25 protein-coding genes are annotated in these 24123 nt (G+C 66.1%); 5 read left to right on the top strand and 20 right to left on the bottom strand.

Going from position 1 to position 24123, the window contains the following annotated elements:
* Positions 1–5: 5 nt before the first annotated feature.
* The 3 genes from BMI85_RS04280 (at position 6) to BMI85_RS04270 (ending at position 4194) form a co-directional block, all read left to right on the top strand.
* Positions 6–914 carry a pirin family protein gene (locus tag BMI85_RS04280; RefSeq protein WP_078539920.1) on the top strand — a complete coding sequence of 303 codons (909 nt, stop codon included), beginning with the start codon at positions 6–8 and terminating at the stop codon, positions 912–914.
* Between the two features lie 44 nt (positions 915–958).
* Positions 959–1552, top strand: coding sequence for an NAD(P)H:quinone oxidoreductase (wrbA, locus tag BMI85_RS04275; RefSeq protein WP_078599618.1), 594 nt, complete (start codon positions 959–961; stop codon positions 1550–1552).
* Positions 1553–1677: 125 nt separating this feature from the next.
* Complete coding sequence (locus BMI85_RS04270) at positions 1678–4194, top strand: cation:proton antiporter (RefSeq protein ID WP_078599617.1); 2517 nt, start codon at positions 1678–1680, stop codon at positions 4192–4194.
* 37 nt (positions 4195–4231) lie between these two features.
* Here BMI85_RS04270 and BMI85_RS21340 read toward each other — a convergent pair whose 3' ends face one another.
* Complete coding sequence (locus tag BMI85_RS21340) at positions 4232–4378, bottom strand: hypothetical protein (RefSeq protein ID WP_158522086.1); 147 nt, start codon at positions 4376–4378, stop codon at positions 4232–4234.
* A 372-nt stretch (positions 4379–4750) separates the two neighbouring features.
* Here BMI85_RS21340 and BMI85_RS04265 point away from each other — a divergent pair, with 372 nt between their 5' ends.
* Entirely contained in the window at positions 4751–5167 is a 417-nt protein-coding gene (locus BMI85_RS04265) for a hypothetical protein (RefSeq protein WP_078599616.1), read from the top strand.
* 26 nt (positions 5168–5193) lie between these two features.
* On the opposite strand, the gene BMI85_RS04260 is transcribed toward BMI85_RS04265, so the two are convergent.
* The 19 genes from BMI85_RS04260 to gndA form a co-directional block, all read right to left on the bottom strand.
* Positions 5194–6108, bottom strand: a complete 915-nt coding sequence (locus BMI85_RS04260) for an N-carbamoyl-D-amino-acid hydrolase (RefSeq protein ID WP_078599615.1) — start codon at positions 6106–6108, stop codon at positions 5194–5196.
* Positions 6105–7376 carry a Zn-dependent hydrolase gene (locus BMI85_RS04255; protein ID WP_078599614.1) on the bottom strand — a complete coding sequence of 424 codons (1272 nt, stop codon included), beginning with the start codon at positions 7374–7376 and terminating at the stop codon, positions 6105–6107. Before BMI85_RS04255 ends, BMI85_RS04260 begins: the two co-directional genes overlap by 4 nt.
* Positions 7373–8608, bottom strand: a complete 1236-nt coding sequence (locus BMI85_RS04250; RefSeq protein ID WP_078599900.1) for a diaminopropionate ammonia-lyase — start codon at positions 8606–8608, stop codon at positions 7373–7375. Before BMI85_RS04250 ends, BMI85_RS04255 begins: the two co-directional genes overlap by 4 nt.
* A 29-nt stretch (positions 8609–8637) precedes the next feature.
* Positions 8638–9414: an ABC transporter permease gene (locus BMI85_RS04245; protein WP_078599613.1), complete on the bottom strand. Its 777-nt coding sequence runs from the start codon at positions 9412–9414 to the stop codon at positions 8638–8640.
* A gap of 1 nt (position 9415) precedes the next feature.
* Complete coding sequence (locus tag BMI85_RS04240; RefSeq protein WP_078539912.1) at positions 9416–10267, bottom strand: ABC transporter permease; 852 nt, start codon at positions 10265–10267, stop codon at positions 9416–9418.
* Positions 10264–11337, bottom strand: coding sequence for an ABC transporter ATP-binding protein (locus BMI85_RS04235; RefSeq protein ID WP_078599898.1), 1074 nt, complete (start codon positions 11335–11337; stop codon positions 10264–10266). The genes BMI85_RS04240 and BMI85_RS04235 overlap by 4 nt, the downstream gene beginning before the upstream one ends.
* A gap of 47 nt (positions 11338–11384) precedes the next feature.
* Complete coding sequence (locus BMI85_RS04230; RefSeq protein WP_078519866.1) at positions 11385–12452, bottom strand: substrate-binding domain-containing protein; 1068 nt, start codon at positions 12450–12452, stop codon at positions 11385–11387.
* A gap of 115 nt (positions 12453–12567) precedes the next feature.
* Positions 12568–13530 (bottom strand): MurR/RpiR family transcriptional regulator, encoded by a 963-nt coding sequence (locus BMI85_RS04225; RefSeq protein ID WP_078599612.1) that lies wholly within the window; start codon positions 13528–13530, stop codon positions 12568–12570.
* Between the two features lie 55 nt (positions 13531–13585).
* A complete protein-coding gene (locus tag BMI85_RS04220; RefSeq protein ID WP_168174730.1) occupies positions 13586–14389 on the bottom strand; it encodes a F0F1 ATP synthase subunit gamma in 804 nt (267 codons plus the stop codon).
* Positions 14386–15888 (bottom strand): F0F1 ATP synthase subunit alpha, encoded by a 1503-nt coding sequence (locus BMI85_RS04215; protein WP_078599611.1) that lies wholly within the window; start codon positions 15886–15888, stop codon positions 14386–14388. Before BMI85_RS04215 ends, BMI85_RS04220 begins: the two co-directional genes overlap by 4 nt.
* The gene (locus BMI85_RS04210) at positions 15875–16609 is read right to left on the bottom strand and encodes an ATP synthase F0 subunit B (RefSeq protein WP_078599610.1); all 735 of its coding nucleotides are present in this window, start codon (positions 16607–16609) and stop codon (positions 15875–15877) included. The genes BMI85_RS04215 and BMI85_RS04210 overlap by 14 nt, the downstream gene beginning before the upstream one ends.
* A gap of 2 nt (positions 16610–16611) precedes the next feature.
* Positions 16612–16857, bottom strand: coding sequence for a F0F1 ATP synthase subunit C (locus BMI85_RS04205; protein WP_078519861.1), 246 nt, complete (start codon positions 16855–16857; stop codon positions 16612–16614).
* 2 nt (positions 16858–16859) lie between these two features.
* Positions 16860–17546: a F0F1 ATP synthase subunit A gene (locus tag BMI85_RS04200; protein ID WP_078599609.1), complete on the bottom strand. Its 687-nt coding sequence runs from the start codon at positions 17544–17546 to the stop codon at positions 16860–16862.
* The gene (locus BMI85_RS04195; RefSeq protein ID WP_168174729.1) at positions 17543–17815 is read right to left on the bottom strand and encodes an ATP synthase subunit I; all 273 of its coding nucleotides are present in this window, start codon (positions 17813–17815) and stop codon (positions 17543–17545) included. The genes BMI85_RS04200 and BMI85_RS04195 overlap by 4 nt, the downstream gene beginning before the upstream one ends.
* Complete coding sequence (locus tag BMI85_RS04190; RefSeq protein WP_078519858.1) at positions 17812–18108, bottom strand: AtpZ/AtpI family protein; 297 nt, start codon at positions 18106–18108, stop codon at positions 17812–17814. The genes BMI85_RS04195 and BMI85_RS04190 overlap by 4 nt, the downstream gene beginning before the upstream one ends.
* Positions 18105–18515, bottom strand: coding sequence for a hypothetical protein (locus BMI85_RS04185; protein ID WP_078599607.1), 411 nt, complete (start codon positions 18513–18515; stop codon positions 18105–18107). The genes BMI85_RS04190 and BMI85_RS04185 overlap by 4 nt, the downstream gene beginning before the upstream one ends.
* Positions 18512–19903 (bottom strand): F0F1 ATP synthase subunit beta, encoded by a 1392-nt coding sequence (atpD, locus tag BMI85_RS04180; RefSeq protein ID WP_078599606.1) that lies wholly within the window; start codon positions 19901–19903, stop codon positions 18512–18514. Before atpD ends, BMI85_RS04185 begins: the two co-directional genes overlap by 4 nt.
* Positions 19900–20652, bottom strand: coding sequence for an SDR family NAD(P)-dependent oxidoreductase (locus tag BMI85_RS04175; protein WP_078539901.1), 753 nt, complete (start codon positions 20650–20652; stop codon positions 19900–19902). Before BMI85_RS04175 ends, atpD begins: the two co-directional genes overlap by 4 nt.
* Before the next feature lie 212 nt (positions 20653–20864).
* A complete protein-coding gene (gene gndA / locus BMI85_RS04170; protein WP_078599605.1) occupies positions 20865–22274 on the bottom strand; it encodes an NADP-dependent phosphogluconate dehydrogenase in 1410 nt (469 codons plus the stop codon).
* 279 nt (positions 22275–22553) lie between these two features.
* On the opposite strand from gndA, the gene efeU reads away from it, so the two are divergent.
* On the top strand, positions 22554–24098 hold the full coding sequence (gene efeU, locus BMI85_RS04165) for an iron uptake transporter permease EfeU (protein ID WP_168174728.1): 1545 nt from the start codon (positions 22554–22556) through the stop codon (positions 24096–24098).
* The last annotated feature ends 25 nt before the right edge of the window (positions 24099–24123 follow it).

The following is a 24123-nucleotide window of genomic DNA, read 5'->3' as shown; positions in this document are numbered from 1 at the left end:
CTCCCATGACCTTTCGACCTGTCTCGGCCACCAGCCAAGCGCAACCCGCGCTCGAAGGCGCTGGCGTTCATCTTCATCGCGTGTTCGGCTTCGGCGATCCGTCGCTGACCGATCCGTTCCTGATGATGGACGATTTCCGCAACGACGATCCGCGCCTTTATTCCAAGGGCTTCCCGTGGCACCCGCATCGGGGCATCGAGACGATTACCTATGTTCTCGACGGCCAGGTGGAGCACGCGGATTCCCTCGGCAATCGCGGTCTTCTCGGCGCGGGCAGCGTGCAATGGATGACCGCCGGGTCCGGCATCGTCCATCAGGAGATGCCCTCGGGCAATGCCAAGGGGCAGATGCACGGGTTCCAGCTTTGGGCCAACCTGCCCGGCGCGCTCAAGATGACGGCGCCGCGCTATCAGGACATCACCGGCAGCGACATCCCGATCGAAGGCGACGATGACGGCACGACCGTGAAGGTCATCATCGGCTCGTTCTGGGGCAAGACCGGCCCGGTCGACGGTATCGCCGCCAATCCCATGCTGCTCGACGTGTCGATCCCCGCGGGACGCCGCAAGGTGCTGCCGGTCGATACGCACTCCAATGCGCTCGCCTATGTGTTTGCAGGCTCCGGCACCTTCCGTGACGCCAGCGATCCCGTCGGCATCAAGGTCGAGAAGGAGTATCGCGGGCAGGAACTGAACATCCGCGACATGACCGGCAACCGCACGCTGGTCCGCTTCGGCGCGGGCGACGAGATCACGGTGCAGGCCGGGGACGAAGGTCTCCGTTTCCTGCTGATGACCGGTCGCCCGATCCAGGAGCCCGTCGCATGGCACGGCCCCATCGTCATGAACACGCAAGACGAACTGCGTCAGGCGCTGACTGAACTCAACAACGGCACGTTCATCAAACACGGCTGAGGGCGCCGTTGCCCCTCAGACCCTTCCCAACACAGGAGATAGAAATGGCACAACCGAAGATCGCAATCGTCTTTTATTCCACCTATGGCACCAACCATGCCGTCGCGCTGGCGGCTGCGGAAGCCGCTGAGGCTGCCGGAGCCGAAGTGCGCCTGCGTCGCATTCCCGAGACCGCCCCGAAAGCCGTCGTCGAGGGGCAGGACGCCTGGAAGAACCAGCTCGAGAAGATGAGCGATATTCCGGAAGTGACCGCCGACGATATGGAGTGGGCCGAGGGCTATTTCTTCTCCGGGCCGACCCGCTACGGCGTCTCCGCAAGCCAGATGCGCGCTTTCATCGACACGCTGGGCGGTCTCTGGGGCGCGGGCAAGCTCGCCAACAAGACCTTCACCGCGACGACGAGCGCGCAGAACGCGCATGGCGGGCAGGAGGCGACCATCCTCGGCCTCTACACCACGGCCATGCATTGGGGCTGCGTCATCGTTCCGCCGGGCTATACCGACGAGGCGATCTTCAATGCGGGCGGCAACCCCTACGGCTTCTCGACCAATGCCGGGGGCGTCGACGAGGCTGGCAAGGCCGCGATCGCCCATCAGGCGAAACGCCTCGTCGAGATGACGGCGAAACTCGTCGCCTGATCTGACTTAACGTCCATTAAGCGCCCCCACCTCTCTCGGCGGGGGCGTGCTTGTCTCCCGATCGCAAAGTGTCCAAACCTTTCAATTCCCCGTGCGTCCCCCGATCAACGTGGTATTTCGACTGAATGGATATCGTCGTCATCACCACGATTGTCGCGTCGCTTTTCCTCGTCATCGGGGTGGCGGAGCCATTGGCAGCGCGGCTGCGTCTGCCCTTCAGCGTGATCCTTGCGGGCATCGGTATTCTCATCGGTGTGGCGGCTGTGTTTTTCCTCCGGACCGAGCTGACCGACGCGCTCAATCCGGTCGCGGAAGCGATCCTGAACCTTCCGATCCGCTCGAACGTGTTCCTCTACGTGTTCCTGCCAACGCTGCTGTTTCAGGCGACGTTGGGCATGGACCTGCGCAGGATGCTGGACGACTGGGTTCCCATCCTGATGCTCGCGGTGGTGGCGGTCGTCGCGGCGACCCTCAGCGTCGGTTACGCGCTGTCCTGGGTCTCTTCGATCCCGCTCACCGCGTGCCTGCTCATCGGCGCGATCGTCTCCACGACCGACCCGTCCGCCGTCGTCTCGATCTTCCGCTCGATCTCTGCCCCGCGCAGGCTGTCGCGGATCATCGAAGGGGAAAGCCTGCTCAACGATGCGGCGGCGATTGCGCTGTTCGGGCTTTTCATGGGGTTCGTGATGATGGGCGTGCCCGATCCGAAGCTGGGCGATGCGCTCGCCCGGTTTCCGTATCTCATCCTCGGCGGCGCGTTCACCGGCTGGCTGGTCGCGCGTATCGCCGTCGGGATGATGTCGTTCTTCCGGCGTCATGAGCTTGCCCAGCTCTCGATCTCGGTCGCGCTGCCTTACCTGGCCTATATCGGCGCGGAGCAAAGCATCGGTGCCTCGGGTGTCATCGCGGTGGTCGCCGCCGGTCTGACGCTGAACCTGACCGGGCCCGGACGCCTGCAACCGCAGACTTGGATCAATCTGCGCGAGCTCTGGGGCGTCCTGGCGCATTGGGCGGGGGCCCTCATCTTCGTCCTGGCGGCACTGTTGATTCCCAGACTTCTCGAAGAAATCCGCATCGGGGATATCGCCCTCGTCGGTGTCGTGGTCCTTGCGTCCATTTTCGCGCGCGCGGTGATCCTGTTCGGGCTTCTGCCACTTCTCACGGCGCTGCGGGTCTCGCCCACGGTCGAGCGGCCCTATCGGGTCGCCATCCTCTGGGGCGGGTTGCGTGGGGCGGTGACCCTCGCGCTGGCGCTGGCGGTGACCGAGAGTTTCCGCGTCCCCGATGAGGTTCAGCGCATGGTCGGCATCCTCGCCACCGGCTTCACCCTGTTCACGCTGATCGGGCAGGGCACCACGCTGCGCTGGATCATCGGTCGGCTGGGGCTCGACCGGCTGTCGCCGATCGACGATGCGCTATCGCGCCAGGTGGTCGCCGTCTCGCTGCAGAAAGTGCGCGAAGACCTCGCGCGGACCACCGAGAACTACGAACTCAGCCGAGACGTCGTCCGCTCCGAGGCCAAGCGGTTCGGGGACCGGCTGGAGGGCGCGGTCAAGGCCGCCGATGACAGTCAGGACATCCACGACCGCGACCGCATTACCCTGGGGCTCATCGCGCTCGCTGGCCATGAACGCGACACCATCCTGATGCGGGTGCGGGAGCGGACGATCGCCTCTCGCATCGCCGAACAGGTTCTGTCGAACGCCGACCGCCTCATCGAGGGCGCACGCGCGGACGGGCGGCACGGCTATAACCGGATCGCGCGGCGCAGCGTCAAATATGGCTTCGGCTTCCGCTTCGCGAATATCCTGCATCGCCGCCTCCACCTGTCGCGCCCCCTCGCGCTGATGACGGCGGACCGGTTCGAGATGCTCCTGTCGCAGCGTCTGGTGCTGCGCGATCTCGGCGGCTTCATCAGCGGCCGCATCCGCCGCATTCATGGCAAGCGCGTGAGCGACCTGCTCTCTGACCTGCTGTCGCGCCGCATCGAAATCGTCGAAACCGCGCTGCAGGGGCTGCGTCTGCAATATCCCGGCTACGCCGAAGAGCTCGAACGGCGCATCATTCGCCGGACCGCGCTGCGGCTGGAGGAGCGTGAATACGAGACGATGCGCGAAGACGGCCTGATCGGCGATGAGGTCTACACCAAGCTCCGGGCCGCCCTTGCGCAGAAGCGGTCGCGCGCAGAGGATCGCCCCAAGCTCGATATCGCGCTGCGGCGCATCGAGCTCGTGCGGCAATTTCCGCTGTTCTCCGGTCTCGATGCCCGGGACCAGAAACGATTGAGCCGGTTGCTCAAGGCGCGGCACGCCAATGCGGGGGAGGTCATTCTCGGTCGCGAAAGCGTCGCGAAAAGCGTGTTCTTCATCGCCTCCGGGGCCGTCGAGGTTGAGGCGGCCAACCAGACGTGGCGGCTGGGTCGCGGCGAGATGTTCGGCCAGCTGTCGATCCTGATGAGACGGACGCGCAGGACCGAAGTGCGCGCGATCACCCCGTCGACTCTTCTGGAATTGGACGAAGCCCGGTTCCGTCGACTGCTGAGCCGTAGCAAGTCACTGCAGGAGGCCGTCCGCGCCAGTGCGGAAAAACGCGGGATCGCTCCTGACGCGCTCCTCGCGGATGTCGAGAGGGCGCGTCAGTAGCGGGTCGGCTTTGGTACTGCGAAAAGGCTCCGATCGCTTACATCGGGTTTTCGATGTTCGCCTTCATGTTCGGAACGTTTGCAGCAGTCGCCGTGCCCTCGGTTTGGGCGCAGGCGGCCAGAATGCCCATGGCGCAGCATGCGACCAGAGCGAGTACGGCTTTTTTCTTCATCGGGCTTTGCATGTCGGGTTCCTTTCAAAACGACTCGGGTCCTCAAAGTGAACGGACCAGTTCAACTATTTGAGCCGCACCGTGGTCGCGGCAAGATTTTTTGGTTGCTGTGGATGTATTTAGCCTCACTGACGCAGCGGCGCCACGCAGGGGATTTCCCGGCGCACATGAGCGGGAGATTGCCGCAAGGGTATTTCTCGATGGCAGGCCCCGTAGATGGAGGCCTACTAGTCAGCTCGAAAGGTCACGCAGCGTCAGAAACTAACTTTGACATAGTTGCCCAATTCAAGTCACAACATCGCCGCTCTTGCATGTGATCCAGCCCTCGTCGGCGAGCCGCACAGGTCCATTCGGAGCCACTCGCGTCCAACGGAGGTATTGATTATGAATGTTAAACACGTGTCGCTTGAATTGTTGGTTAAGCTTGATGAGCGCGGTGTGGCTGAAGTGGGCAAATTCTCCCTTAATTTCCAGGACGACACCCGTGACGCTCTCGGGGACTCGATCAACTTGAAAGGCTTGGCGACACTGGCGCAGCCGGAAAAGGTGTTCACCCCGGCCTTGCGCACCGAATTGCTCGACCAACGCGCGACTTTCGACCCGCAGAAATTCTCGGTCTCCGTCAACGTGAGTTCCTTCGCGACCTCCGATCCCTATATCGAGATCGAACGCCGGTGGCGCATCGCCCTCGTCACCTTCCTCGAGGGATACATCATGCAGTCCCAGCCGATGCTGTCGTCGCTCAAGGTTCGGGGCGCCTATGCGGAACAGCTCGCGGCCTCGAATGCGCCGCTGCACTGATCGGTAACCCCGCAACTTAACATTGCTTATCCCGCGCAGATGTCGCGGTAGTCGTCCGGCTCGCGGTGAAGCGCGAAGTTGAAGACGTTCTCACGCAGCTCGCGGCAACGGTCGAGGTCGATTTCGGCCATCGCCAGCTCATCGCCGAACCCTTGGGTCTTGGCGATGATCTCGCCGGTGGGCGCAATGATGCACGTGCCGCCGATCAGGTCGCAGCCTTCTTCGCGCCCCGCTTTCGCGGTGCCGATCACCCAGCACCCGTTCGCGTACGCCCCCGCCTGCATCGACAGGTGGTTGTGGAAGTCCTGCAGATGGTCATGCTCGGGCGCGAGCGGGTAATGCACCGGCGTATTGTAACCCAGCATCACCAGCTCCGCCCCGCGCAGACCCAGCACGCGGAAGGTCTCGGGCCAGCGGCGGTCGTTGCACAAGCACATGCCCAGCTTGCCGCCGAACCCGTCGAAGACGCCAAAACCCAGATTGCCATGCTCGAAATAGCGCTTCTCCAGATGCTGGAAGGGGCGCCAGTCTTCATACTCCGGATGGCCGGGCAGGTGGATCTTGCGATATTTGCCGATGATCTGACCGGTCGTGTCGACGGTGATCGAGGTGTTGAACCGGCGCTTCTCGCCGTTCTCGTAGGCGATCTCCGCATAGCCGAGATAGAAGCCGACGCCGAGGTCGCGGGCAGTGTCGAACAGCGGCTGCACCTCCGCGTTCGGCATCTCGGTCTCGTAGAACGCGTCGAGCTCCGCCTCGTCCTCGATCAGCCAGCGCGGGAAGAAGGTGGTCAGCGCCAGTTCGGGAAAGACGACCAGTTCCGCGCCGCGCCGATGGGCTTCGATCAAAAGCTTCTGCATCCGCGCCACGGCGGAGGCGCGCGGCTCGTCACGCGCAATCGGTCCAAGCTGTGCGGCGGCGGCAATGAATTTGCGGGTCATGGCAATTGTCCTGTCTCGATCGTTTGAAATTCGGGCGCGTCCTGAAGCTCCGCCTGCTGGCAGACGACATCCATCAGCACCTGTGCCCCGCCCGCGATGTCCGAGGGGGCGGTATATTCGTGAATGTTGTGGCTGACCCCGTCCTGCGAGGGCACGAAGATCATGGCCGAGGGGCAATGGGGCGCGAACATCTGCGCGTCATGGCCCGCGCCCGAGGGCATCCGGCGATGGCCCAGCCCGCGGGCGTGGGCGGCGGCCTCGACGCTGTCGACCAGCGCGGGGTCGAACTCCACCGGCTCGAAGCGGGCCAGCGTCCGGCGCGTGATCGCGCATCCCCCGGCGCGTGCGAAATCCTGCGCGGCGCGCCAGAGCCGGGTCTCGGCCTTCTGCAGTGTGGCCTCGTCGGTATGGCGCAGATCGACGGTCATCACCGCTTCCTGCGGCACCACGTTCACCAGATCGGGAGAAACCCGCATACGCCCCACGGTCGCCACCTGTGGCGGACCGTGATCGGCGGCGATCTGCTGCGCCTCGACCGCGATCCGTGCCGCCACGGCTCCTGCATCATGGCGCAGCGCCATCGGCGTCGTGCCCGCATGGGCGGAGGCGCCGGTGACGGTGATCTCGGTCCAGGAAATGCCCTGCACGCCGGTGACGACGCCGATCTGCAGTTCTTCAGTCTCCAGCACCGGGCCCTGTTCGATATGCAGCTCCAGATAGCTATGCGGCTTCAGCGCGCCGACCGGTGCGGGGCCTGCGGCATCGATGGCGGCGAGCGCATCGCGCAGGCGCACCCCGTCGATGCCTTCCACCTCCAGCATCTCGTCGAGCGGCAGCGCGCCTTGCGCCACGCCCGAGCCCATCATGTCGGGGGCGAAGCGCGCGCCTTCCTCATTGGTGAAGAACGCGACCGCAACGGGGTGGCGGGTGCGCGCGCCAGCCGCATTGAGCGCCTCGATCACTTCCAGCCCGGCCAATACACCGAGGCTGCCGTCATAGAGACCGCCCGTCGCGACCGTATCGATATGCGAGCCTATCAGAACCGGCGGGCCGTCTTCCTCGCCCGCGCGGATGCCCCAGCAATTGCCGATGACGTCCGTGGTGATCTCAAGGCCCAGCTCGCGCATCCAGCGCATCACGAGATCACGGCCTTCGGCGTCTTCAGGGGAAAGTGCGAGGCGCTTCACGCCGCCACCGGGCAGGGCGCCAACCTTGCCCAGCCATTCCAGCCGCGCCATCAGGCGGCGGATGTCAATTGCGATGCTCATGCCGCGCCCCGAACTTCGGCGGCGCTGCGACCGACGAGGGTTTTGAACAGGGCAGCGTCGGTGTCGCCTTCCGTGCCGAAACACAGGATGCGGGACTTTGCGTCGATCCCGAGGGCTGAGCGCGCGTCGCCGTTCTCGGCGGCGGCGAGGAAGGCTGCGAGCCCCGCCACGGCGGATTCTCCGGCGGCCACCGGGGGATCGCCCCCCTCGGGATTGGCCAGCGCGCGCATCACCGCAACGGCATCGGGGTCGGCGACGGACATCACCGCGAAGGTCAGTGGCTCCAGCACGTCCCACGCCAGCAGCGAGACCTCGCCACAGGCCAGACCCGCCATCAGCGTGTCCAGATCGCCCTCGACGGCGGTGGGTTTGCTTTCGCGGATCGTCTCGAGCCAGCAGGCCGATTGGTCGGGATCGGCGAGGATCACGCGCGGCGCCTCGGGGCCGTAACGACGCGCGAATTGTGCCGCGACCGCCGCAGCCAGCCCGCCGACGCCGGTCTGGATGAAGATATGGGTGGGCGGGGTGCCAAGCGTATCGGCGGCTTCCGCCGCCATGAGCTCGTAGCCCTGCATCACGTCTTTCGGGATCTCGGTATAGCCCGGATAGGAGGTGTCGGAGACGACGAACCAGCCTTCGCGGGTTGCGGTCTCCTGCGCCTCGCGGACGCTGTCGTCGTAATTGCCTGCGCAGCGGCGAACCTCGGCCCCGTAGGCCTCGATGGCTTCCTTGCGGCCCTCCGAGACGGTGGCATGGATGAAGATCACACAGCGGCAGCCGAAGCGTTGCGCGCCCCATGCGACCGAGCGCCCGTGGTTGCCGTCCGTGGCGCAGCAGACGGTCAGTTGCGAGACGATATCGGCATATTTGCCCGCCACGATGTCTTCGGCGCTGGGTTCGGGAATGTCCTTGGCCTTCGCGATCTCGCGGGCCAGAAGGCGCAGCACCGCATAGGCGCCGCCCAGGGCTTTGAAGCTGCCCAGACCGAAGCGCCCGCCCTCATCCTTGAACTGGATCTCGGCCACGCCCGCCTTGGCCGCCATTGCGGGCAGCGAGACGAGGGGCGTCGGCGCGTAGCCCTCCCACGAAGAAATCGTGCGCTTGGCCAGATCGAAGGCCGCGTCGTTCAGAACCGCTTCCTGCTTGGGGCCATAGCCTTTCGCGGTGTCGTAATGCGGGTTCAGAATGAGCTCGTTGGATTGCCCCTCTCCGAGGGCATTTTCGAAAATCATGGTGGAGTCCTTGTGGTTGGTCATCGCGCTCAGGCCCCCGTCTTGGAGGCGCGGCGGCGGATCAGCTCGGCCAGCGCCACGAGGGCGATGTTGCCGAAGACGATCATCACGGCGAGCGCGTTGAGTGAGGGGGAGAGCGCGAAGCGGAAGTCGGAGGCGACGAGCACCGAAAGCGGTTGCGCGCGGCCAGAGACGAAAGCGGTCAGGACGTATTCGGCCGAGGACAGCACGAAGGCCACGACCCACGACGCCATCAGCCCGTTCGCCATCAGCGGCAGCACCACCCGGCGGAAGGCCGAGAGGCCCGAGGCCCCCAGATCGGCGGCCGCTTCCAGCAGCCCGCGGTCGATCCGGATCAGCACCGAGGCGATCACCAGCGTCGAGAAGGGAAGCACGATCACCGTCTGCGCGGCGATCACCGTCAGCAGGCTGCGCTCCACCCCGGTCTCGTTGAACATGATCAGCTGCGCCACGGCGAGGATCAGCTTCGGGATCAGGAAGGGTGCGAGCAGCAGCACCGCGAAGATGCCGCGTCCGCGCATCGGGTAGAAGCTGATCGCCAAAGCGGCGAGCCCGCCCAGAAGCGTCGCGCAGATCGCGACGGGGAAGGCGACGCTGAGCGTGGTCAGGAAGCCCCCGCCCAGACGCCCGTCGCCCATCACCTCGGCATACCATTTCAGGGTGAAGCCCGAGAAGGGCAGGGACATGATCTTGGAATCGTTGACCGAAAAAAGCGCGATCATCGCGATCGGCAGATACATGAAGGCGAAGACCGCCCAGACCCAAAGCGTGGAGAGGCGCGACATGTCAGGACCCTCCCACAAGGCTGGAGCGGCGGATCAGCATCGCGCCCACGGCAAAGAAGGCCATCAGGATCGCGAGCATCGTCCAGGCGATGGCCGAACCCAGCGGCCAGTCGAACGCGGTGCCGAAGAGGTCGTTGATCGCCGAGATCACGGTGATCCCCGAGGCCCCGCCCAGCAGTTGCGGCGTGAGGTAATCGCCCACCACCATCACGAAGACCATCAGCCCACCGGCGACAAGGCCGGGGAAGGTCAGCGGCAGGGTCACGCGGGCGAAGCGGCTGGGGCTGCGCGCCCCCAGATCGGCGGCGGCTTCCAGCCACGCGTCATCGAGGCTCTCGAAGGCGAGCCACAGCCCGATCACCATGAAGGGCAGGTAGTTGTAGGTCAGCGCGATATGGGTCGCGAGGGGCGAGAACAGCAACCCCTGAATGGGCGCGTCGGTGACGCCTGCCCAGATCAGCGAGCGGTTGATCACCCCTTCGGCGCCCAGAAGCACGCGCCAAGCGAACACCCGCACCAGATCGCCGGAATAAAGCGGCACGAGCAGCAGCGTCAGCAGCGCGGATTTCATTGCGCCCGCACGTTTGGCGAGGAACCACGCGACCGGGTAGCCGATCACGGCGGTGATCGCGACGACGAGCGCGCCCGAGCCGAAGGCCTTCAGGATCAACCCGCGATAGGTCGCAGAGCCTGCGATCTTTGCATAATTGGCGAAGGACGGGTCGTAGGAGATCGCGACGAAATCGACGCGGAAGAAGCTGTAGGCGAACAGGATCAGCAGCGGCGCCACGCAAAGCGCCAGCAGGAAGGCCGTCACCGGGGCGGCGAGGAGCGTGCCGACGCGCAGGCTCATGGCTTGGCCTCCGTCGCTTGTTCGGCCTCGGTCCGCGCGATCCAGACCTGTGCCGGATCGAAACCGATGCGGATCTCCGCGCCGATCTCGGGCACGTCGTCATGGCCTACGGTCAGCGCCAGCGTGATGCCCGCGGCCTCAGCTTCCACCAGCCATTCCGCGCCGCGATAAACGGCATGGGTCACGCGCGCGGAAATCTGGCCCTGCGGGTCGAGGAACAGTTGCTCGGGGCGCAGGCAGAGCACGGCGGGAGAGCCGGCTTTGAGGCCGCGCACGCCGGGTGTCGCGAACTGGCCCAAGGGGGTCTCGATCTCATAGGCGCCGATGGCGGTGTCGGTGATCTTGCCCGGCACGCAGGCCGCGCCGCCGATGAAATCGGCCACATAAGCGGTCTCGGGGCGGCGATAAATCGTATCCGGCGCGCCTTGTTGTTCGATGATCCCGTCACGCATCACGATGATCCAGTCCGAGAGCGCGAAGGCCTCTTCCTGATCGTGGGTGACATGGAGAAAGGTCATTTTCAGCCGACGCTGCAGGTCTTTCAGCTCGATCTGCATGTCCTTGCGCATCCGCCGGTCGAGCGCGGAGAGCGGCTCGTCCAGAAGTAGCAGACGCGGCTCGTTGGCAATCGCGCGGGCCAGCGCCACGCGCTGTTGCTGCCCGCCCGAGAGCTGGCGCGGGCGACGATCCGCCATCGCGGTCATCTGCACGGTTTCCAGCGCCGCGCGGGCCTTCTCGCGTTCTTGTTTGCGGCTCAGCCCCTTGTAGCGCAACCCGAAGCCCACGTTTTCCAACACGCTCAGATGTGGGAAGAGGGCGTAGCTCTGGAAGACGGTGTTGATCGGGCGGGCGCTTGCGGACACGTCGTTGATCTTCTTGCCGTCAAGCTCGAGCATCCCCTCGCTCACCTCCTCGAACCCGCCGATCATGCGCAGGATCGAGGTCTTGCCGCAGCCCGAAGGCCCCAGCAGCGTGACGTAGGAATTCTCGTCGAGCCGGAAATTCACACCGCGCACGGCCTGCACGGTGCCATATGTCTTACACAGGGCACGCGCGCGGAGCAGGGGCATTGTCTGCCCCTGCCCACCCGTCGGCCCGGAACCTGCCTCGGTCATTCTTAGCTGGCCTTCACTTCGTTCCAGAGTGCGACCCAGTCGTTGTAGCGCGGCGGATTTTGCTTCCAGACGAAGTTATCCATCACCGACAGATCCTTGATGAAGATTTTCTCCTGCTGGGCTTCGTCGATCTCGTCGCGCGCGGCGGAGGTCGATTGCGCATAGGGGCCGCCATAGGCGAGCATTTTGCCGTAGGTCGGGCCGAGCAGGTAGTTGACCAGTTCGAAGACCGAGTCCCTGCGCGCGCCCTCGACGCCCTTGGGCACGGCGATCGTGTCGCACCAGCCGATGACGCCCTGCTTGGGTTTGGCCATGCCCATTTCGAGACCTTTTTCCTTCAGGTCGTAATAGGGCGGCACCCAGGAGAAGGCGCAGACCACTTCGCCGGTCGCGAACAGGTTGGTCAGGTCGCCGATGGAATTCCAGTAGGTGCGCAGCTTGCTCTTCTGGATCATCAGCACCTTTTTCACTTCGGCGAGCTGCTTGTCGTCCATCGTGAACATTTCGTCGCGCGGGATGCCCAGATACATCGCGGCGATCATGATCCCTTCGAGCGCGTAGTCGCGCATCGCGAGCTTGCCGTTGTATTTGTCGCCCTCGAAGAAGACGGACCAATCGGGCTCTTCATCCATCAGGTCGGCGCGATAAACGATCGGGTTGATGCCCCAATAGAAGGGGATGCCGTAGGTCTGGCCGTCCGTCTTGCCCAGATCAGTCTTCTTGAACGTGTCATAGAGGAGCTTCGCGTTCGGCACCTTGTCGAAGTCGATCGGCTGCAGAAGGTCTGACGCGGTGTAGTAGGAAACCTTGTCGAGACCGGGCGTGATCAGGTCGACCGAGGAGGCCCCGCCGGCGCGAAGTTTCGCGAATTGCTCGTCATCGGTGCCGATGAAGGTCTTCGTCAGGTCGACGTCATGGCTGTCGAGGAAGGGCGCGAGATAGTCGTCTTTCGCGAGGTTCTCCCAGGTCATCCACAGAAGGTCGGTCGCGGCCAGCGCTCGTCCCGCCGGGCCGAACGCCCCGAGAGCGGTGCCCGCAAGCGCAGATTTCAGGAATAGTCGGCGATCCATGGCATATCCTTTCGCTGCATGAGATGGCGAGGTCACCTTCGCAGGAAAGAAATATTTCACAAAATGCTAAAAATGAAAATAAGCTTTCATTCGAGCCATGCGCAGTTTTTAGGCGCTATTTGTCCTGTTTTGCAGCCTTGGTGAGCGCCTCAAGGCTCTCCGGGGGCGGTCCGAGGTCGTCGAACCGCGCATGAAGGTCCTCGATCCGGGCGAGTCGGGCGCGCGCTTCGGGGCCAAGCGAGTCCACCAGACTCGAGCAGAGGAAGTTGATCAGGCTCATCGCGACGACCGTGCTGTCGAAGATGCCTTGCCCGCGATTGTGGCAGCGCAGGGTGATCGTCGCATGCCGCGCGGTCTGCGCCACGGTGGGGTCGCCGATCAGGATTGTCGGGATGCCCGCCTCGCGCGCGACGGTCATCACCTCTCCCAGCGCCCGCGTCCTGCGCCGCAGCCCGATCGCCAGCAGCACATCGCCCGGCGCGAACCCCGCGACATCCTCGGCAAGCGAGGCGCCCTCATAGGGCAGAAGCTGCACGTCCGATTTCAGATTGAGCAGCAGGGCGCGGGCATAGATCGCAAGCGCCCGCGAATTCCGGTAGCCCAGCACCCAGATCCGGCGGGCCGAGGCGAGATGCTCGACCGCATCGGCGACCGCCTCTTCCGAGAGGATCTCGGTGCTGCGGGTCAGATTCTGCATATCCTGCGCGAAGTGATCGGCGAGCTGTCCCGGCTCGGTACCGTCGCTCAACTCGCTAAGCGGCGAGCCCCAGCTTCCATTGCGCCGCGAATGCAGCCGCGCTTCGTTGTAATTGCGATAGCCCAACCGCTTGAAGAAGCGCGCCGCCGTGGCCGAGGAAATCCCCGCGCTCTCGGCCAGTTCTGCAGCCGTATAGCTCGACAGGGTCGATTGCGCTTCGAGCACGACCTCGGCAAGGCGTTTCTCGCTGGGGGTCAACTCGGGAAAAATCGCCATGATCCGCATGTCGATCGGGTCATCTCCCGACCCGGGTTGCGCCTCGGGGGACATCTCTTGCGTCACATCGGCCTCGTTTCTGCTCGAGCCCAAGTCTTGTTGCATGCGGGCGCGCTTTTCAAGCGATGCGTGTGCGTAGCGGGGTTGTGGGGGGCTCAGCTCAGCTGGACGTGACGCCTGCCGAAAGCTCCAGAATTTCCGTCGTCACCGACTCCTGGCGCGAAATCCGCGCGGTCTGTTGCAGCGCGTCGAGCTTGCGTTCGGTCATTCCCTGGGCGGACGCCATGGCGAGCATCCGGGCGGTGTTTTCCGCCGCCGTGGCATGCAACGCCACGCGGCACAGCTCCGCGTGCAGCAGCTCGGCAAAGAGCGACGCGCAAAGCTGCGCGGGCGGCAGCGTCAGCAGCGGCGGCTGGCTTGGCGGCGGAGTCGACCGGGTCGGGCGGGGGAAGATACGGCGGCGGCGGGCTTTCCAGCTGCCATCCTCCGTCTGGGCGTAGAATGCGTCGATCGGGGCGCGGCCCGCCAGTTGCAGCAGCGTCTCGGCCAGCCGGTCGGCGAAGGGCGGAACCGCCGGGCCGTGCGAGGGCAGGGGGAACTGCGCAAGCGCATTCAGGCCTTGCTCGGCGGCCAGCGCCGCGCCGCGCGTGCCGATCACGACGAGACCGCCGGGCGGCGCGCCCAACTCGCTCAGAAGCCGGGCGTTGAACGATCCCGCAAAGCCCTGCTCGGCCAGAAACAGAACGGTGAGCGGCGGCCCTTCGGGTTTGGGCGGTGTGGGCGCGAGCGACAGGACCCGGTCGAGCGCACGGCTCACCGTCGCCGCGTGCAGATCCACCGAGGCAAGCTCTCCCTCTGTTTGGCGCACGCGTGCGCCCGCGATGGCGCGCATCGCCCGGATCACCGAGGCGAGCGTGCGGATACTGCCGATCCGCGCTTCGATCTCGGCAAGCTGCTCGCTCATTTTGAAGGCTCCGGCAAAAGCCCTTTCAGGCATTGCACGATCTGGTCATGCAGACCCTCGCTGAGCGTGGCGGAGAAATCCGCCCCAGACAGCCCCGCCGCATCGAGCGCATCGGGCAGCGCCGCGCGCAGCGCGTCGATCTGCTCGGGCTCCAACCCGTCGAGAAGCCCCGTCTGCACTGCCAGAACCAGCGCCACCTCATCGGCGAGGCGCAGTGGCGCGTGCTGGATCTGCGCCAGCACCGCGCGCACCGCCCGCCCGCGCGCAAGCTGCGCCTTCACCCGCGTATCGGGCATCCCCCCGAAACGCGTGAAAATCTCCAACTCAAGGAACTGCGCGTAATCGAGCCGCATCGACTCCGCGGCGTCGCGCAGGCTGCGCGCCTGCGTCTTGCCGCCAACCCGGCTGACTGAGGTGCCGACATCCACGGCGGGTTTCTGGCCGCGGTTGAACAGTTTGGCGTCCAGCGCGATCTGCCCGTCGGTGATCGAGATCAGGTTGGTCGGGATGAAGGCCGCGAGGTTGCCCGCATCGGTCTCGGCAATCGGCAGCGCGGTCAGCGTGCCGCTGCCCAATGCGTCCGACAGCCGCGCGGCGCGTTCCAGAAGCCGGGCGTGCAGATAGAAGATATCGCCCGGATAGGCCTCGCGCCCCGGCGTCTGGCGGGTCAGCAGTGCAAGCTCGCGATGCGAGGCGGCGTGGCGCGTGAGGTCGTCGAGCACAATCAGCGCGTGGCCGCCGGTGTCGCGCAGCTCCTCGGCCATGGTCATGCCTGCGAAGGGGGCGAGCCATTGCATCCCCGGCGGTGTCGACGGCCCGGCGACCACGACAATGGTGCGCGCCAGCGCGCCGTTGCGCCGAAGCGTCTCGATCACGCGCTCCACCGAGGAGGTTTTCTGCCCGATCGCGACATAGACCGAGGTCACGTCGCCGTCTTTCTGGTTCAGGATCGTGTCGAGCGCGATCGTCGTCTTGCCGGTCGCACGGTCGCCCACGATCAGCTCGCGCTGGCCCCGTCCAAGCGCGAAGAGGGCATCCACCACGAGCGTGCCGGTCTGCATCGGCTCCACCACCGCGGCGCGGTCGATGATCGCCGGGGCGGGGCGTTCGACCGGGTGTTTGGCCGTGGTCGTGATTGGGCCGAGCCCGTCGAGGGGCCGCCCGAGCGGATCGACGATCCGGCCCAGCAGTCCCGGCCCGACCGGCACCCGCATCACGTCGCCCGTGCCGGTGACCGCATCGCCCTGTGCGACGCCCGCGATATCGTCGAGCAACACCGCCGCGAGGGTCTCTTCGTCGAGCACATGCACGAAGCCCGATTGCCCGCCCTCGAAGACCAGCCGCTCGCCGGCGCGGGCTTCGGGCAGGCCCGACACCATCGCAACGCCGTCGGACACGCGCTCCACCCGCCCGCTGCGGCGCACGACGGGACCGAGCGGCGCACGCGCGATGGCCTCGAGGCTGCGGTCCAGCCACTCGTCGGGATCATTGGGTGTCATTGGCCACCTCCTTGCGCATCCGGGCGAGATCGGCGGCCCATGAGCTTTCGAGGTGCAGGTGCTTGGTCTCCAGCGCGAGGCCGCAGATCAGCTCCGCATCCGTCTTGATGGCGGGGCGGATCTCTTCGCCCAAGGTCTTCCCGAGGCGGTCGGCGAAAGCCTCCCCGTAACCGGCCTCTGTCGCATCGCTGATCCGCAGCATGAGTTTCTCCGAGCCGAGCGCGGCGCGATCTTCGGTGTCGAGGGCCGCGACCTGCGCCAGAAGATCCGTTGCGTAAGCTTCGAGCAATGCGGGCCGCGACAGGCGCGCGCCGATCCGTTCGGCCATGCGCTGCGCCAGATCGGCGGCGCGGGCGGCATAGCGCGCCTCGGCTTCCTCCGCGCGGGCGGCGCGTTCGGCCTCTGCGGTGCGGGCCATATCGGCGGCCTCTGCGCGGGCGTGATCCAGAAGCGCCTTGCGCGCGGCTTCGGCCTCGGTCTGGGCCTGCGCCAGCATCTCGGACTTGCGCGTGCCGACCTGATCGAGCTCCGCCTCGGCCTGCGCCTTCGCCTCATCGGCCTTGCGCGCGGTCTCGCTCGCCTCACTCAATTGCTTGTCCGCCTCGGCCTGACGCGCCTGGATGGCACTTACGATCGGATGCCAAAGCACCCGGCTCAGAAGCCAGATCAGCACCGCCGCATTGAGCGTCTGCAGCCCGAGCGTCCACCAGTCCAGTGTCATGATCAGCCGATGAACGGGTTGGCGAACAGCAGCAGAAGCGCGATCACGAGGCAGTAGATCGCCGTCGTCTCGATCATCGCGAGCCCGACGAAGAGCGTGCGCGAGATCGCGTTCGCGGCCTCGGGCTGGCGGGCGATCGCGTCCATCGCAGCCGCGACCGAGCGCCCCTCGCCGAGCGCGGGGCCGAGCGCCCCGAAGGCCACCGCCGCGGCGGCCGAGATAACGCTCGCCACTTCAATATATTCCATGATCAGTCCTTTCCGGATCCGTGGGAGGTTTGGGATTCCGCCACTGCCGCCGCGATGAAAACCATGGCGAGGACGGTAAAGATGTAGGCTTGGACAAGGCCGGTCAGCAGATCGAGCGCCATGAAGGGGATCGGCACGAACAGCCCCGCAAGCGAGAGCACGATCCCGATCACGAAGACCCCGCTCATGATATTGCCGAACAGGCGGATCAGCAGCGAAAAGCTGCGCGTCAGCGTCTCGACGAGGTTCAGCGGGATCATCAGCGGCGTCGGCATCGCAAAGCTGCGCAGGTAGCCACGCACGCCGCCCGCGCGGATGCCGTAGACGATCACCGCTACGAAGACGAGCAGCGCCAATGCTGCGTCGGTTTCGAGGTTGGCAGTTGGCGGCTCCACCCCCGGGATCAGCGAGGACCAGTTCGCGATCAGGATGAACAAGAACAAGCCGCCGAGAAAGGTGCGGTAGCGGCCGGGCTCTACGCTCATCGTCTCGCGGATCTGGGTGTCGAGCACCGTCACCAGCAGCTCCAGCGCCGCTTGGCGCCGTGCGGGCTTGAGGCTCAGGTTTCGGGTCAGCGCGTAGGATCCGACCACGATCACCACCATCATCACCCATGTCGTGACGACGGGTTGCGTGATCGGCACGGGACCGATCCAGAACAGCACGGTGGTCTCCAGCGGCGAATTCATGCGGACCTCGCGCGTCTTAGGGTAAGCATCCGCCCGATGCCGATCCCGAGCGCCGCCGCCAGCAGCGGCACGGCACCCAGAAGCGCGCAGCCCACGAGAACCCCGATCGTCAGCCCGAAGCGCAGCACGGTCAGCGCGATCGCCTTCAGCGCCTTGCTTTCGAGCAGCATCGCATCCGTTCCCGCCCGCAGCAGCGCGAAATGCACGACGCCCACGCCGATGCCGAGGGCGAGGCTCGCCAGACCCAGAAGAACCATCGTCCCGCTCATTGCTGCTGCACCCAGCGCCAGCCCAGCCAGCACCCCACGACAAGCCCCACCATCATCAGCGCGGCAGTCCAGAAGATGCCCGACTGAGCGCTCCGGTCGATCCATCTGCCGCCCGCGGCCCCCGCCAGCATCGGAAGCACCACGATCCATCCGAGCACACCGATCTGGCCCAGCCGTCTTGCCAGCGGGATGTCACCCTCCTCTCGGGCTTTCTCGATCCGGGCGGCGTGGCGGCGCGCGGCGCTCTCCATCGGCTCCTCCGTCTGTTCCGGGTCTTCCGGCGGGTGGGTCATGTCCAATCCTTCCGAGCCTGCGCGCCGTCGAGGCTCGCCACCAGCTGCCGGATCGCGAGCAGATGCAGCCGGGTGGAGTCGGCCTGTTTGGTCTTCGCGGCGTCATCCTCGTCCTGAAACCGCTTCAGGATCGTGTCGCCCAGCTCGGGCAGATCGCCGGTCACCGCAGCGCGGGTCGAGACCGAGACATCGCTTCCATTCTCGACCATAAGAACACCGCCCTTCACCGCGCAATAGTGCCGTTGGCCCTCGACCACCCAGGAGATGACCGAGATGCTGAGGCTGGTGAGGAACTCGGCATGGCCGGGCAGGATGCCGAAGCCGCCGCTCTCGTCCTCGGCCCGGATCGCGGTGACGTTCTTGGCGTCGACGACGATTTCGAGGGGCGTGGCGATGGTGAGCCTCATGCTGCCGCCTCCTCTCGCTGGCGGGCCTCGTCGATCCCGCCGATCATGTAGAGCGACTGATCCGACCAGTCGTCCGCCTCGCCCGCGAGGATCGCACGGCAGCCCTCCAGCGTATCGGCCAGCGGCACCGAGCGCCCGGTCTGGCCGGTAAAGGCCTCGGTCACGACAAAGGGCTGGGTGAGGAAGCGTTGCAGCTTGCGTGCGCGGCGCACCGCGAGCCGGTCGGCCGCGCCGAGCTCCTCGACGCCGAGAAGCGCGATGATGTCCTGCAATTCGCGGAACCGCGCCAAAAGCGCCCGCGCCTCGCCTGCCAGCTGGAAATGCTCCGCCCCGACGATCTCGGGGTCGAGCAGTTGCGAGGACGAGGCGAGCGGGTCGATCGCGGGGTAGATCCCCTCCGAGGCCAACTGACGCGACAGCACGATGGAGCTGTCCATATGCCCCGAAATCGCGGTCACCGCCGGATCGGTGAAATCGTCAGCCGGCACGTAGACCGCCTGAATTGCCGTGACCGACGCCCCGGCGGCGGAGGCGATGCGCTCCTCCAGTTCCGCGACCTCAGACGCGAGGGTGGGCTGGTAGCCCACGCGCGAGGGCAGGCGGCCCAGAAGCCCCGAGACCTCGCTGCCCGCCTGCACGAAGCGGAAGACGTTATCCATCATCAGAAGGACGTTGCGGTGATCGCGGTCGCGGAAATCCTCGGCGATGGAGACTGCGGTCAGCGGCACCCGCCAACGCGCGCCGGGCGGCTCGTTCATCTGGCCATAGACCAGCGCCGTGCGGGCCAGAACGCCCGACTCGGTCATGTCGGCGAGCATCTCGTGACCCTCGCGCGAGCGCTCCCCCACGCCCGCGAAGATCGCGATGCCCTGATATTTCTCGACCATCGTGTTGATGAGTTCCATCACCAGCACCGTCTTGCCCACGCCCGCGCCGCCGAACATCGCAGCCTTGCCGCCGCGAGCCAGCGGCAGCATCAGGTCGATCACCTTGATGCCGGTCTCGAAGGCGGTGACCGCGCCGCTGCCCGACAGGCGCGGCGGCGTGCCGTGGATCGGGCGGCGTGGCGTCGTTTGAGGCAGGGGATCGCCGCCGTCGCGCATCGCCCCCGTCACATCCATCAGGCGCCCCAGAACGGCCTCGCCGACCGGCACTTCGAGCGGCTTGCCCGTGGCGCGCAGCTTGCGCCCGCGCGACAGGCCGAGCGTCGATTGCAAGGCGATGGCGCGCACCCGATGCGCGTCGAGATGGCCATGCACCTCGAAGCTGCCCGGCATGTCGTCATCCGTCAGCGTCAGGATCGAATGGATCGGCGGTAGCGGGCCATCGAAACTTGCGTCGATGACCGGCCCGCGCACCGCGATGATCCGCCCCTCCGTCGTGCTCATCGCGAGGTATATCCGCCGTCAACGAGGTGATAGCTGCCGTTCACGAAGCTCGCGGCATCCGACAGCAGGAAGCAGGTCAGCGCCGCGACCTCCTCGGGCGTGCCGAGCCGTCCGGCGGGATGCAGCGCGACCAGCGAGTCCTTCACCTCGGGCGCCAGCCCCGACAGAAGCGGCGTCTCGATGAAGGCGGGGCCGACCGCATTGACGCGGATGCCCTGTGCCGCGTGATCGATCGCCGCCGCCCGCGTCAGCCCCAGAAGCGCATGTTTCGCCGCGACATAGGCGCAGGCGCTCGGGAACGCGACCGAGCCGAGGATCGAGGACATGTTCACGATCGCGCCGCCGCCCGATTTCAGCATCGCGGCGATCGCGAAGCGCATCCCGTAGAACACCCCGTTCAGGTTGACGTCGATCACCTGCTTCCAGCCGTCGAGCGGATACTCCCCGAACGGCACCTGCGGACCGCCGATGCCCGCATTGTTCACGGCCAGATCCAGCTTGCCGAAGGTCGCGACTGCCTTCTCGACCATCGCCTCGACCTCCGTGGCAGAGGTGACGTCGACCGCCATCGGTTCGGCGGTGCCGCCAGCCTTGCGAATTTCCTCGGCCACGGACTTGGCCGCGTCCGCGTTCTGATCGGCAAGCAGGACCGAAGCGCCGCGCGCCGCCAATTCCTTGGCGATTGCCGCGCCGATCCCTGATCCCGCGCCCGTAACGATAGCTGATTTACCTTCGAAATCCCGTGTCATAGCAGTCCCGGCCTCCGTTTTGGATGCAGGAAGGGTAACGATCTCGATGCTTTAGGACTTTGATGGGGATCAAGCGGGGCGGGTCCGGTTGCGACGCACACGAACTCGTGATTGTGCCGCATGGTTCGCGGCGTCTGACGCCCCGCGAAACGGAAACCGCCCGCGACTCTGCGCGAGCCGCGGGCGGTGATCTTTCAGCGTAGAGGGCGCGCTTACATCGCCCAGGGGCCGTGGAAGTCGGTGCCCTCGCGGTCGGTGCGCTCGAACCCATGCGCGCCGAAGAAATCGCGCTGGCCCTGGATCATGTTCGCGGTGCCGCGCGCGGTGCGCATCGTGTCGAAATAGCTCAGCGCCATCGACAGGGCCGGAACCGCCAGGCCGTGGGCCGCGGCAATGCTGACGACCTTGCGCAGCGCGCCGTGATGCGCCTTCAGCAGATCCGCGAAATAGGGCGCATACATCAGGTTGCGATCGGGCGACTCGCTGAGCGCGCTCGCCATATCGTCGAGCATCGCCGAGCGGATGATGCAGCCGTCGCGCCAGACCAGCGCGATGTCGGGCAGCGGCAGATCCCAGTCGAAGGGCGCATTGGCCGAGCGCAGCAGCTCGAAGCCCTGCGCGTAGCACAGGATCTTGCCCGCGATCAGTGCGTTCTCCAGATCCTCCGCGCTCAGTGCGCCCTCGGGCAGCGCCTCGGGGGCCGCGCCGAACATATCCTCGCCCTGCTTGCGCGCATCGAGCCGCGACGACAGGTTGCGCGCCATCACTGCCGCTTCGATCACCGGGACGGGGGCGGCCAGATGCTGCGCCTCGATCACGGTCCAGCGGCCGGTGCCTTTCTGGCCCGCGCGGTCGAGGATGATGTCGAGCATCGGCTCGCCACTCTCGGGATCGGTGGCGCGGGCGACCTTGCCGGAAATCTCGATCAGGTAGGATTTCAGCGCGCCTTCGTCCCATTTCGCGAAGATCTCGCCGCAGGCCTTCGAGTTCAGCCCCATGCCGTCGCGCATCACGCCATAGGTTTCGGCGATCATCTGCATGTCGGCATATTCGATGCCGTTATGCACGGCTTTGACAAAATGCCCCGAGCCGCCCTTGCCCATAAAGCCGGCGCAGGGCGTGCCGTCGAATTTCGCCGCGATCGCGTTGAGGATCGGGGCCACGCGGTCCCAGTCCTGCTGCTCGCCGCCGCCCATGATCGCGGGCCCGTGGCGCGCGCCTTCTTCACCGCCCGAAACCCCGATGCCGAGGAAACGCGGCCCCGCCTTCGCTGCTTCTTCCGCGCGGCGCTCGGTGTCGTGGAAATTCGCGTTGCCCGCGTCGATGATCAGATCGTCGGCGTCGAGATGGGCGCGCAGCGCCGCGATCTGCTGATCGACCGGGTCGCCTGCGGGGACCATCAGGATGATCGCGCGCGGTTTCGCGATCGAGGCCACGAGGTCTTCGAGATTTTCGCAGGGCGTGATCTTCGATGCCAGCTCGCCCGCGTTTTCATGGAAGGTCTTGGTGACGCTGGTGGTGCGGTTGAACACCGAAATGTCGAACCCTTTTTCCGCGATGTTGAGGGCGAGCATGCCGCCCATGGTGCCAAGGCCGATCAGCCCGATTTGCGATTGTGCCAAGATACGGCCTCCGAATTTGTTGCATGCGGGCCGCTTCAGGCGCCCGGGGCGTTGTCTCTTTCGCTGCGCCGGACCGCCTGATTGCGCGGCGCTACGAGGGCGACCTGCACGAATTGCCCCAAGATGGCGGAAGTTGCAAATCGCCCGCAACGGCAGGGGCGAAGAAATGCGACTTCAAGAATCCGAGCAATTTACTCGGAAAAGGGGTTGCGCCCGCCGATCTGCGCCACTAACGAATACCCAATCAATTTACTCGGGAATCGACGGGGTGCCCACAGCATGTTGGCAACATTCATCATCGGCCTGCGCGAAGGGCTCGAGGCGGCGCTGATCGTCGGGATCATTGCAGCCTTCCTGCGCGCCCGGGGCGAGCGTTTGACCGAGATGTGGCTTGGCGTCGCTGCCGCCGTGGCGCTGGCCGTCGGTGTTGGCGCGGGGCTCGCGCTGGTCGAGGCCGCTTTGCCGCATAGCGCGCAGGAAAAGCTCGAATGCGTGATCGCGGCCGTTGCGGTCGTCTTCGTGACGCTGATGGTGCTCTGGATGACGCGCCACGCCGCAGGTCTGAAGGGCCAGATCGAGCGCGACGCCGATGCGGCGCTGGGGCAGGGGAGCCGGGTCGCACTGGCGGCGATGGCCTTCCTCGCCGTGCTGCGCGAGGGTTTCGAGACCGCTGTTTTCCTGCTTGCCACGATCTCCGGCGCGCAGACCGGACATTGGGCTGGGCTTGGTGCAGCACTTGGCCTCGCGGCGTCGGTCGTGCTTGGCTGGGCGATCGCGCAGGGCGGGATGCGGCTCAATCTGGGGCGTTTCTTCCGCTGGACCGGCGTGTTCCTGATCCTCGTCGCGGCGGGGCTGGTGTTGCAGACGCTGCGCTCGGCCCATGAGGCGGGCTGGTTGCTGGCGGGTCAGCAGCGCATCGCCGATCTGAGCTGGCTCGTGGCCCCCGGCACGGTGCGCTCGGCTCTGATCACCGGCGTTCTGGGCATTCCCGCCGATCCGCGCCTGATCGAGGTGCTGGGCTGGATCGCCTATCTGATCCCGGTCGCGGCGCTGACCTATTGGCCGCGTGCACTGCGTCCCGATCCCCGCACGGCGCAATGGCTGCGCGGCTCTCTCGCGGTCGCCTTCGCAGCGCTGGCCGTCGGTATCGCGGCGCTTTGGCCGCAACCGCAGGTGACGCTGCCCGATCATGCGCCGCGTGTGCTGGAAGGCGATGTCGACACCTCCGCCGGGCCCGATCTGCGCTTGCAGGGTGAGGTTCTGGAGATGGGCGCGACCCGCGTCGACCTGACGGGCGCCGAGGCCACGCCGGAGCGGCATCTGGGCCTGCCAAGCCTGCATCGCGAAGTGCAGAGCCAGACCGAGATCGCGGGTGCCCCCGGCCAGATCGATCTCGCCACGCTTGCGCAGCTTGCAGGTGGGCGCCTGCCGGTGGGCGTCAGCCCCGCGCGCAACCCCGGGCCTTTCGTGGCCGAGTGGACGCGGCTCGAACAGGTGACCGTCTGGACCGCAGGCGATGCGCTTCTCGATGCGCAGGGCCGTAGTGCCGTTACGCTGCGCCTCTCGGGCGGCGGGCTGACCACGGCACGCACATTGCGCGTCGATATGGCTCCCGGTGGCATGGCGACCGGCGCCTGGGTCATGGCCCCCGCCGCCGCGCAAGACGCCGCCGATGCACTGCGCTCCGTGCGCCGCGCCCGTATCGAGCATCAGTTCTGGGCCCGAGAGTTGCCTGTGATCCTCTTCCTCATCGCGCTCGCACTGGCAGCTTCTGCGCTCGCCCGTGCGCGCCCCACACCGTTTTTCCCCGCCAGGTCCCTCTGACCAAGCCAAAACCGCAGAGCAAATA

It is taken from the genome of Thioclava sp. DLFJ4-1 (genome assembly GCF_002020145.1).
In the GTDB taxonomy this organism is placed as follows: Bacteria; Pseudomonadota; Alphaproteobacteria; order Rhodobacterales; family Rhodobacteraceae; genus Thioclava; species Thioclava sediminum.
The sequence above is the reverse complement of the archived record's forward strand: the minus strand, read 5'-3'. Positions and strand labels throughout refer to the sequence as shown.

Bases quoted from the DNA above. Each gene is read 5' to 3' on its own strand.
- BMI85_RS04280 (WP_078539920.1), top strand. From the start codon at position 6: ATGACCTTTCGACCTGTCTCGGCCACCAGCCAAGCGCAACCCGCGCTC.
- wrbA (WP_078599618.1), top strand. From the start codon at position 959: ATGGCACAACCGAAGATCGCAATCGTCTTTTATTCCACCTATGGCACC.
- BMI85_RS04270 (WP_078599617.1), top strand. From the start codon at position 1,678: ATGGATATCGTCGTCATCACCACGATTGTCGCGTCGCTTTTCCTCGTC.
- BMI85_RS21340 (WP_158522086.1), bottom strand. From the start codon at position 4,378: ATGCAAAGCCCGATGAAGAAAAAAGCCGTACTCGCTCTGGTCGCATGC.
- BMI85_RS04265 (WP_078599616.1), top strand. From the start codon at position 4,751: ATGAATGTTAAACACGTGTCGCTTGAATTGTTGGTTAAGCTTGATGAG.
- BMI85_RS04260 (WP_078599615.1), bottom strand. From the start codon at position 6,108: ATGACCCGCAAATTCATTGCCGCCGCCGCACAGCTTGGACCGATTGCG.
- BMI85_RS04255 (WP_078599614.1), bottom strand. From the start codon at position 7,376: ATGAGCATCGCAATTGACATCCGCCGCCTGATGGCGCGGCTGGAATGG.
- BMI85_RS04250 (WP_078599900.1), bottom strand. From the start codon at position 8,608: ATGATTTTCGAAAATGCCCTCGGAGAGGGGCAATCCAACGAGCTCATT.
- BMI85_RS04245 (WP_078599613.1), bottom strand. From the start codon at position 9,414: ATGTCGCGCCTCTCCACGCTTTGGGTCTGGGCGGTCTTCGCCTTCATG.
- BMI85_RS04240 (WP_078539912.1), bottom strand. From the start codon at position 10,267: ATGAGCCTGCGCGTCGGCACGCTCCTCGCCGCCCCGGTGACGGCCTTC.
- BMI85_RS04235 (WP_078599898.1), bottom strand. From the start codon at position 11,337: ATGCCCCTGCTCCGCGCGCGTGCCCTGTGTAAGACATATGGCACCGTG.
- BMI85_RS04230 (WP_078519866.1), bottom strand. From the start codon at position 12,452: ATGGATCGCCGACTATTCCTGAAATCTGCGCTTGCGGGCACCGCTCTC.
- BMI85_RS04225 (WP_078599612.1), bottom strand. From the start codon at position 13,530: ATGCAACAAGACTTGGGCTCGAGCAGAAACGAGGCCGATGTGACGCAA.
- BMI85_RS04220 (WP_168174730.1), bottom strand. From the start codon at position 14,389: ATGAGCGAGCAGCTTGCCGAGATCGAAGCGCGGATCGGCAGTATCCGC.
- BMI85_RS04215 (WP_078599611.1), bottom strand. From the start codon at position 15,888: ATGACACCCAATGATCCCGACGAGTGGCTGGACCGCAGCCTCGAGGCC.
- BMI85_RS04210 (WP_078599610.1), bottom strand. From the start codon at position 16,609: ATGACACTGGACTGGTGGACGCTCGGGCTGCAGACGCTCAATGCGGCG.
- BMI85_RS04205 (WP_078519861.1), bottom strand. From the start codon at position 16,857: ATGGAATATATTGAAGTGGCGAGCGTTATCTCGGCCGCCGCGGCGGTG.
- BMI85_RS04200 (WP_078599609.1), bottom strand. From the start codon at position 17,546: ATGAATTCGCCGCTGGAGACCACCGTGCTGTTCTGGATCGGTCCCGTG.
- BMI85_RS04195 (WP_168174729.1), bottom strand. From the start codon at position 17,815: ATGAGCGGGACGATGGTTCTTCTGGGTCTGGCGAGCCTCGCCCTCGGC.
- BMI85_RS04190 (WP_078519858.1), bottom strand. From the start codon at position 18,108: ATGACCCACCCGCCGGAAGACCCGGAACAGACGGAGGAGCCGATGGAG.
- BMI85_RS04185 (WP_078599607.1), bottom strand. From the start codon at position 18,515: ATGAGGCTCACCATCGCCACGCCCCTCGAAATCGTCGTCGACGCCAAG.
- atpD (WP_078599606.1), bottom strand. From the start codon at position 19,903: ATGAGCACGACGGAGGGGCGGATCATCGCGGTGCGCGGGCCGGTCATC.
- BMI85_RS04175 (WP_078539901.1), bottom strand. From the start codon at position 20,652: ATGACACGGGATTTCGAAGGTAAATCAGCTATCGTTACGGGCGCGGGA.
- efeU (WP_168174728.1), top strand. From the start codon at position 22,554: ATGTTGGCAACATTCATCATCGGCCTGCGCGAAGGGCTCGAGGCGGCG.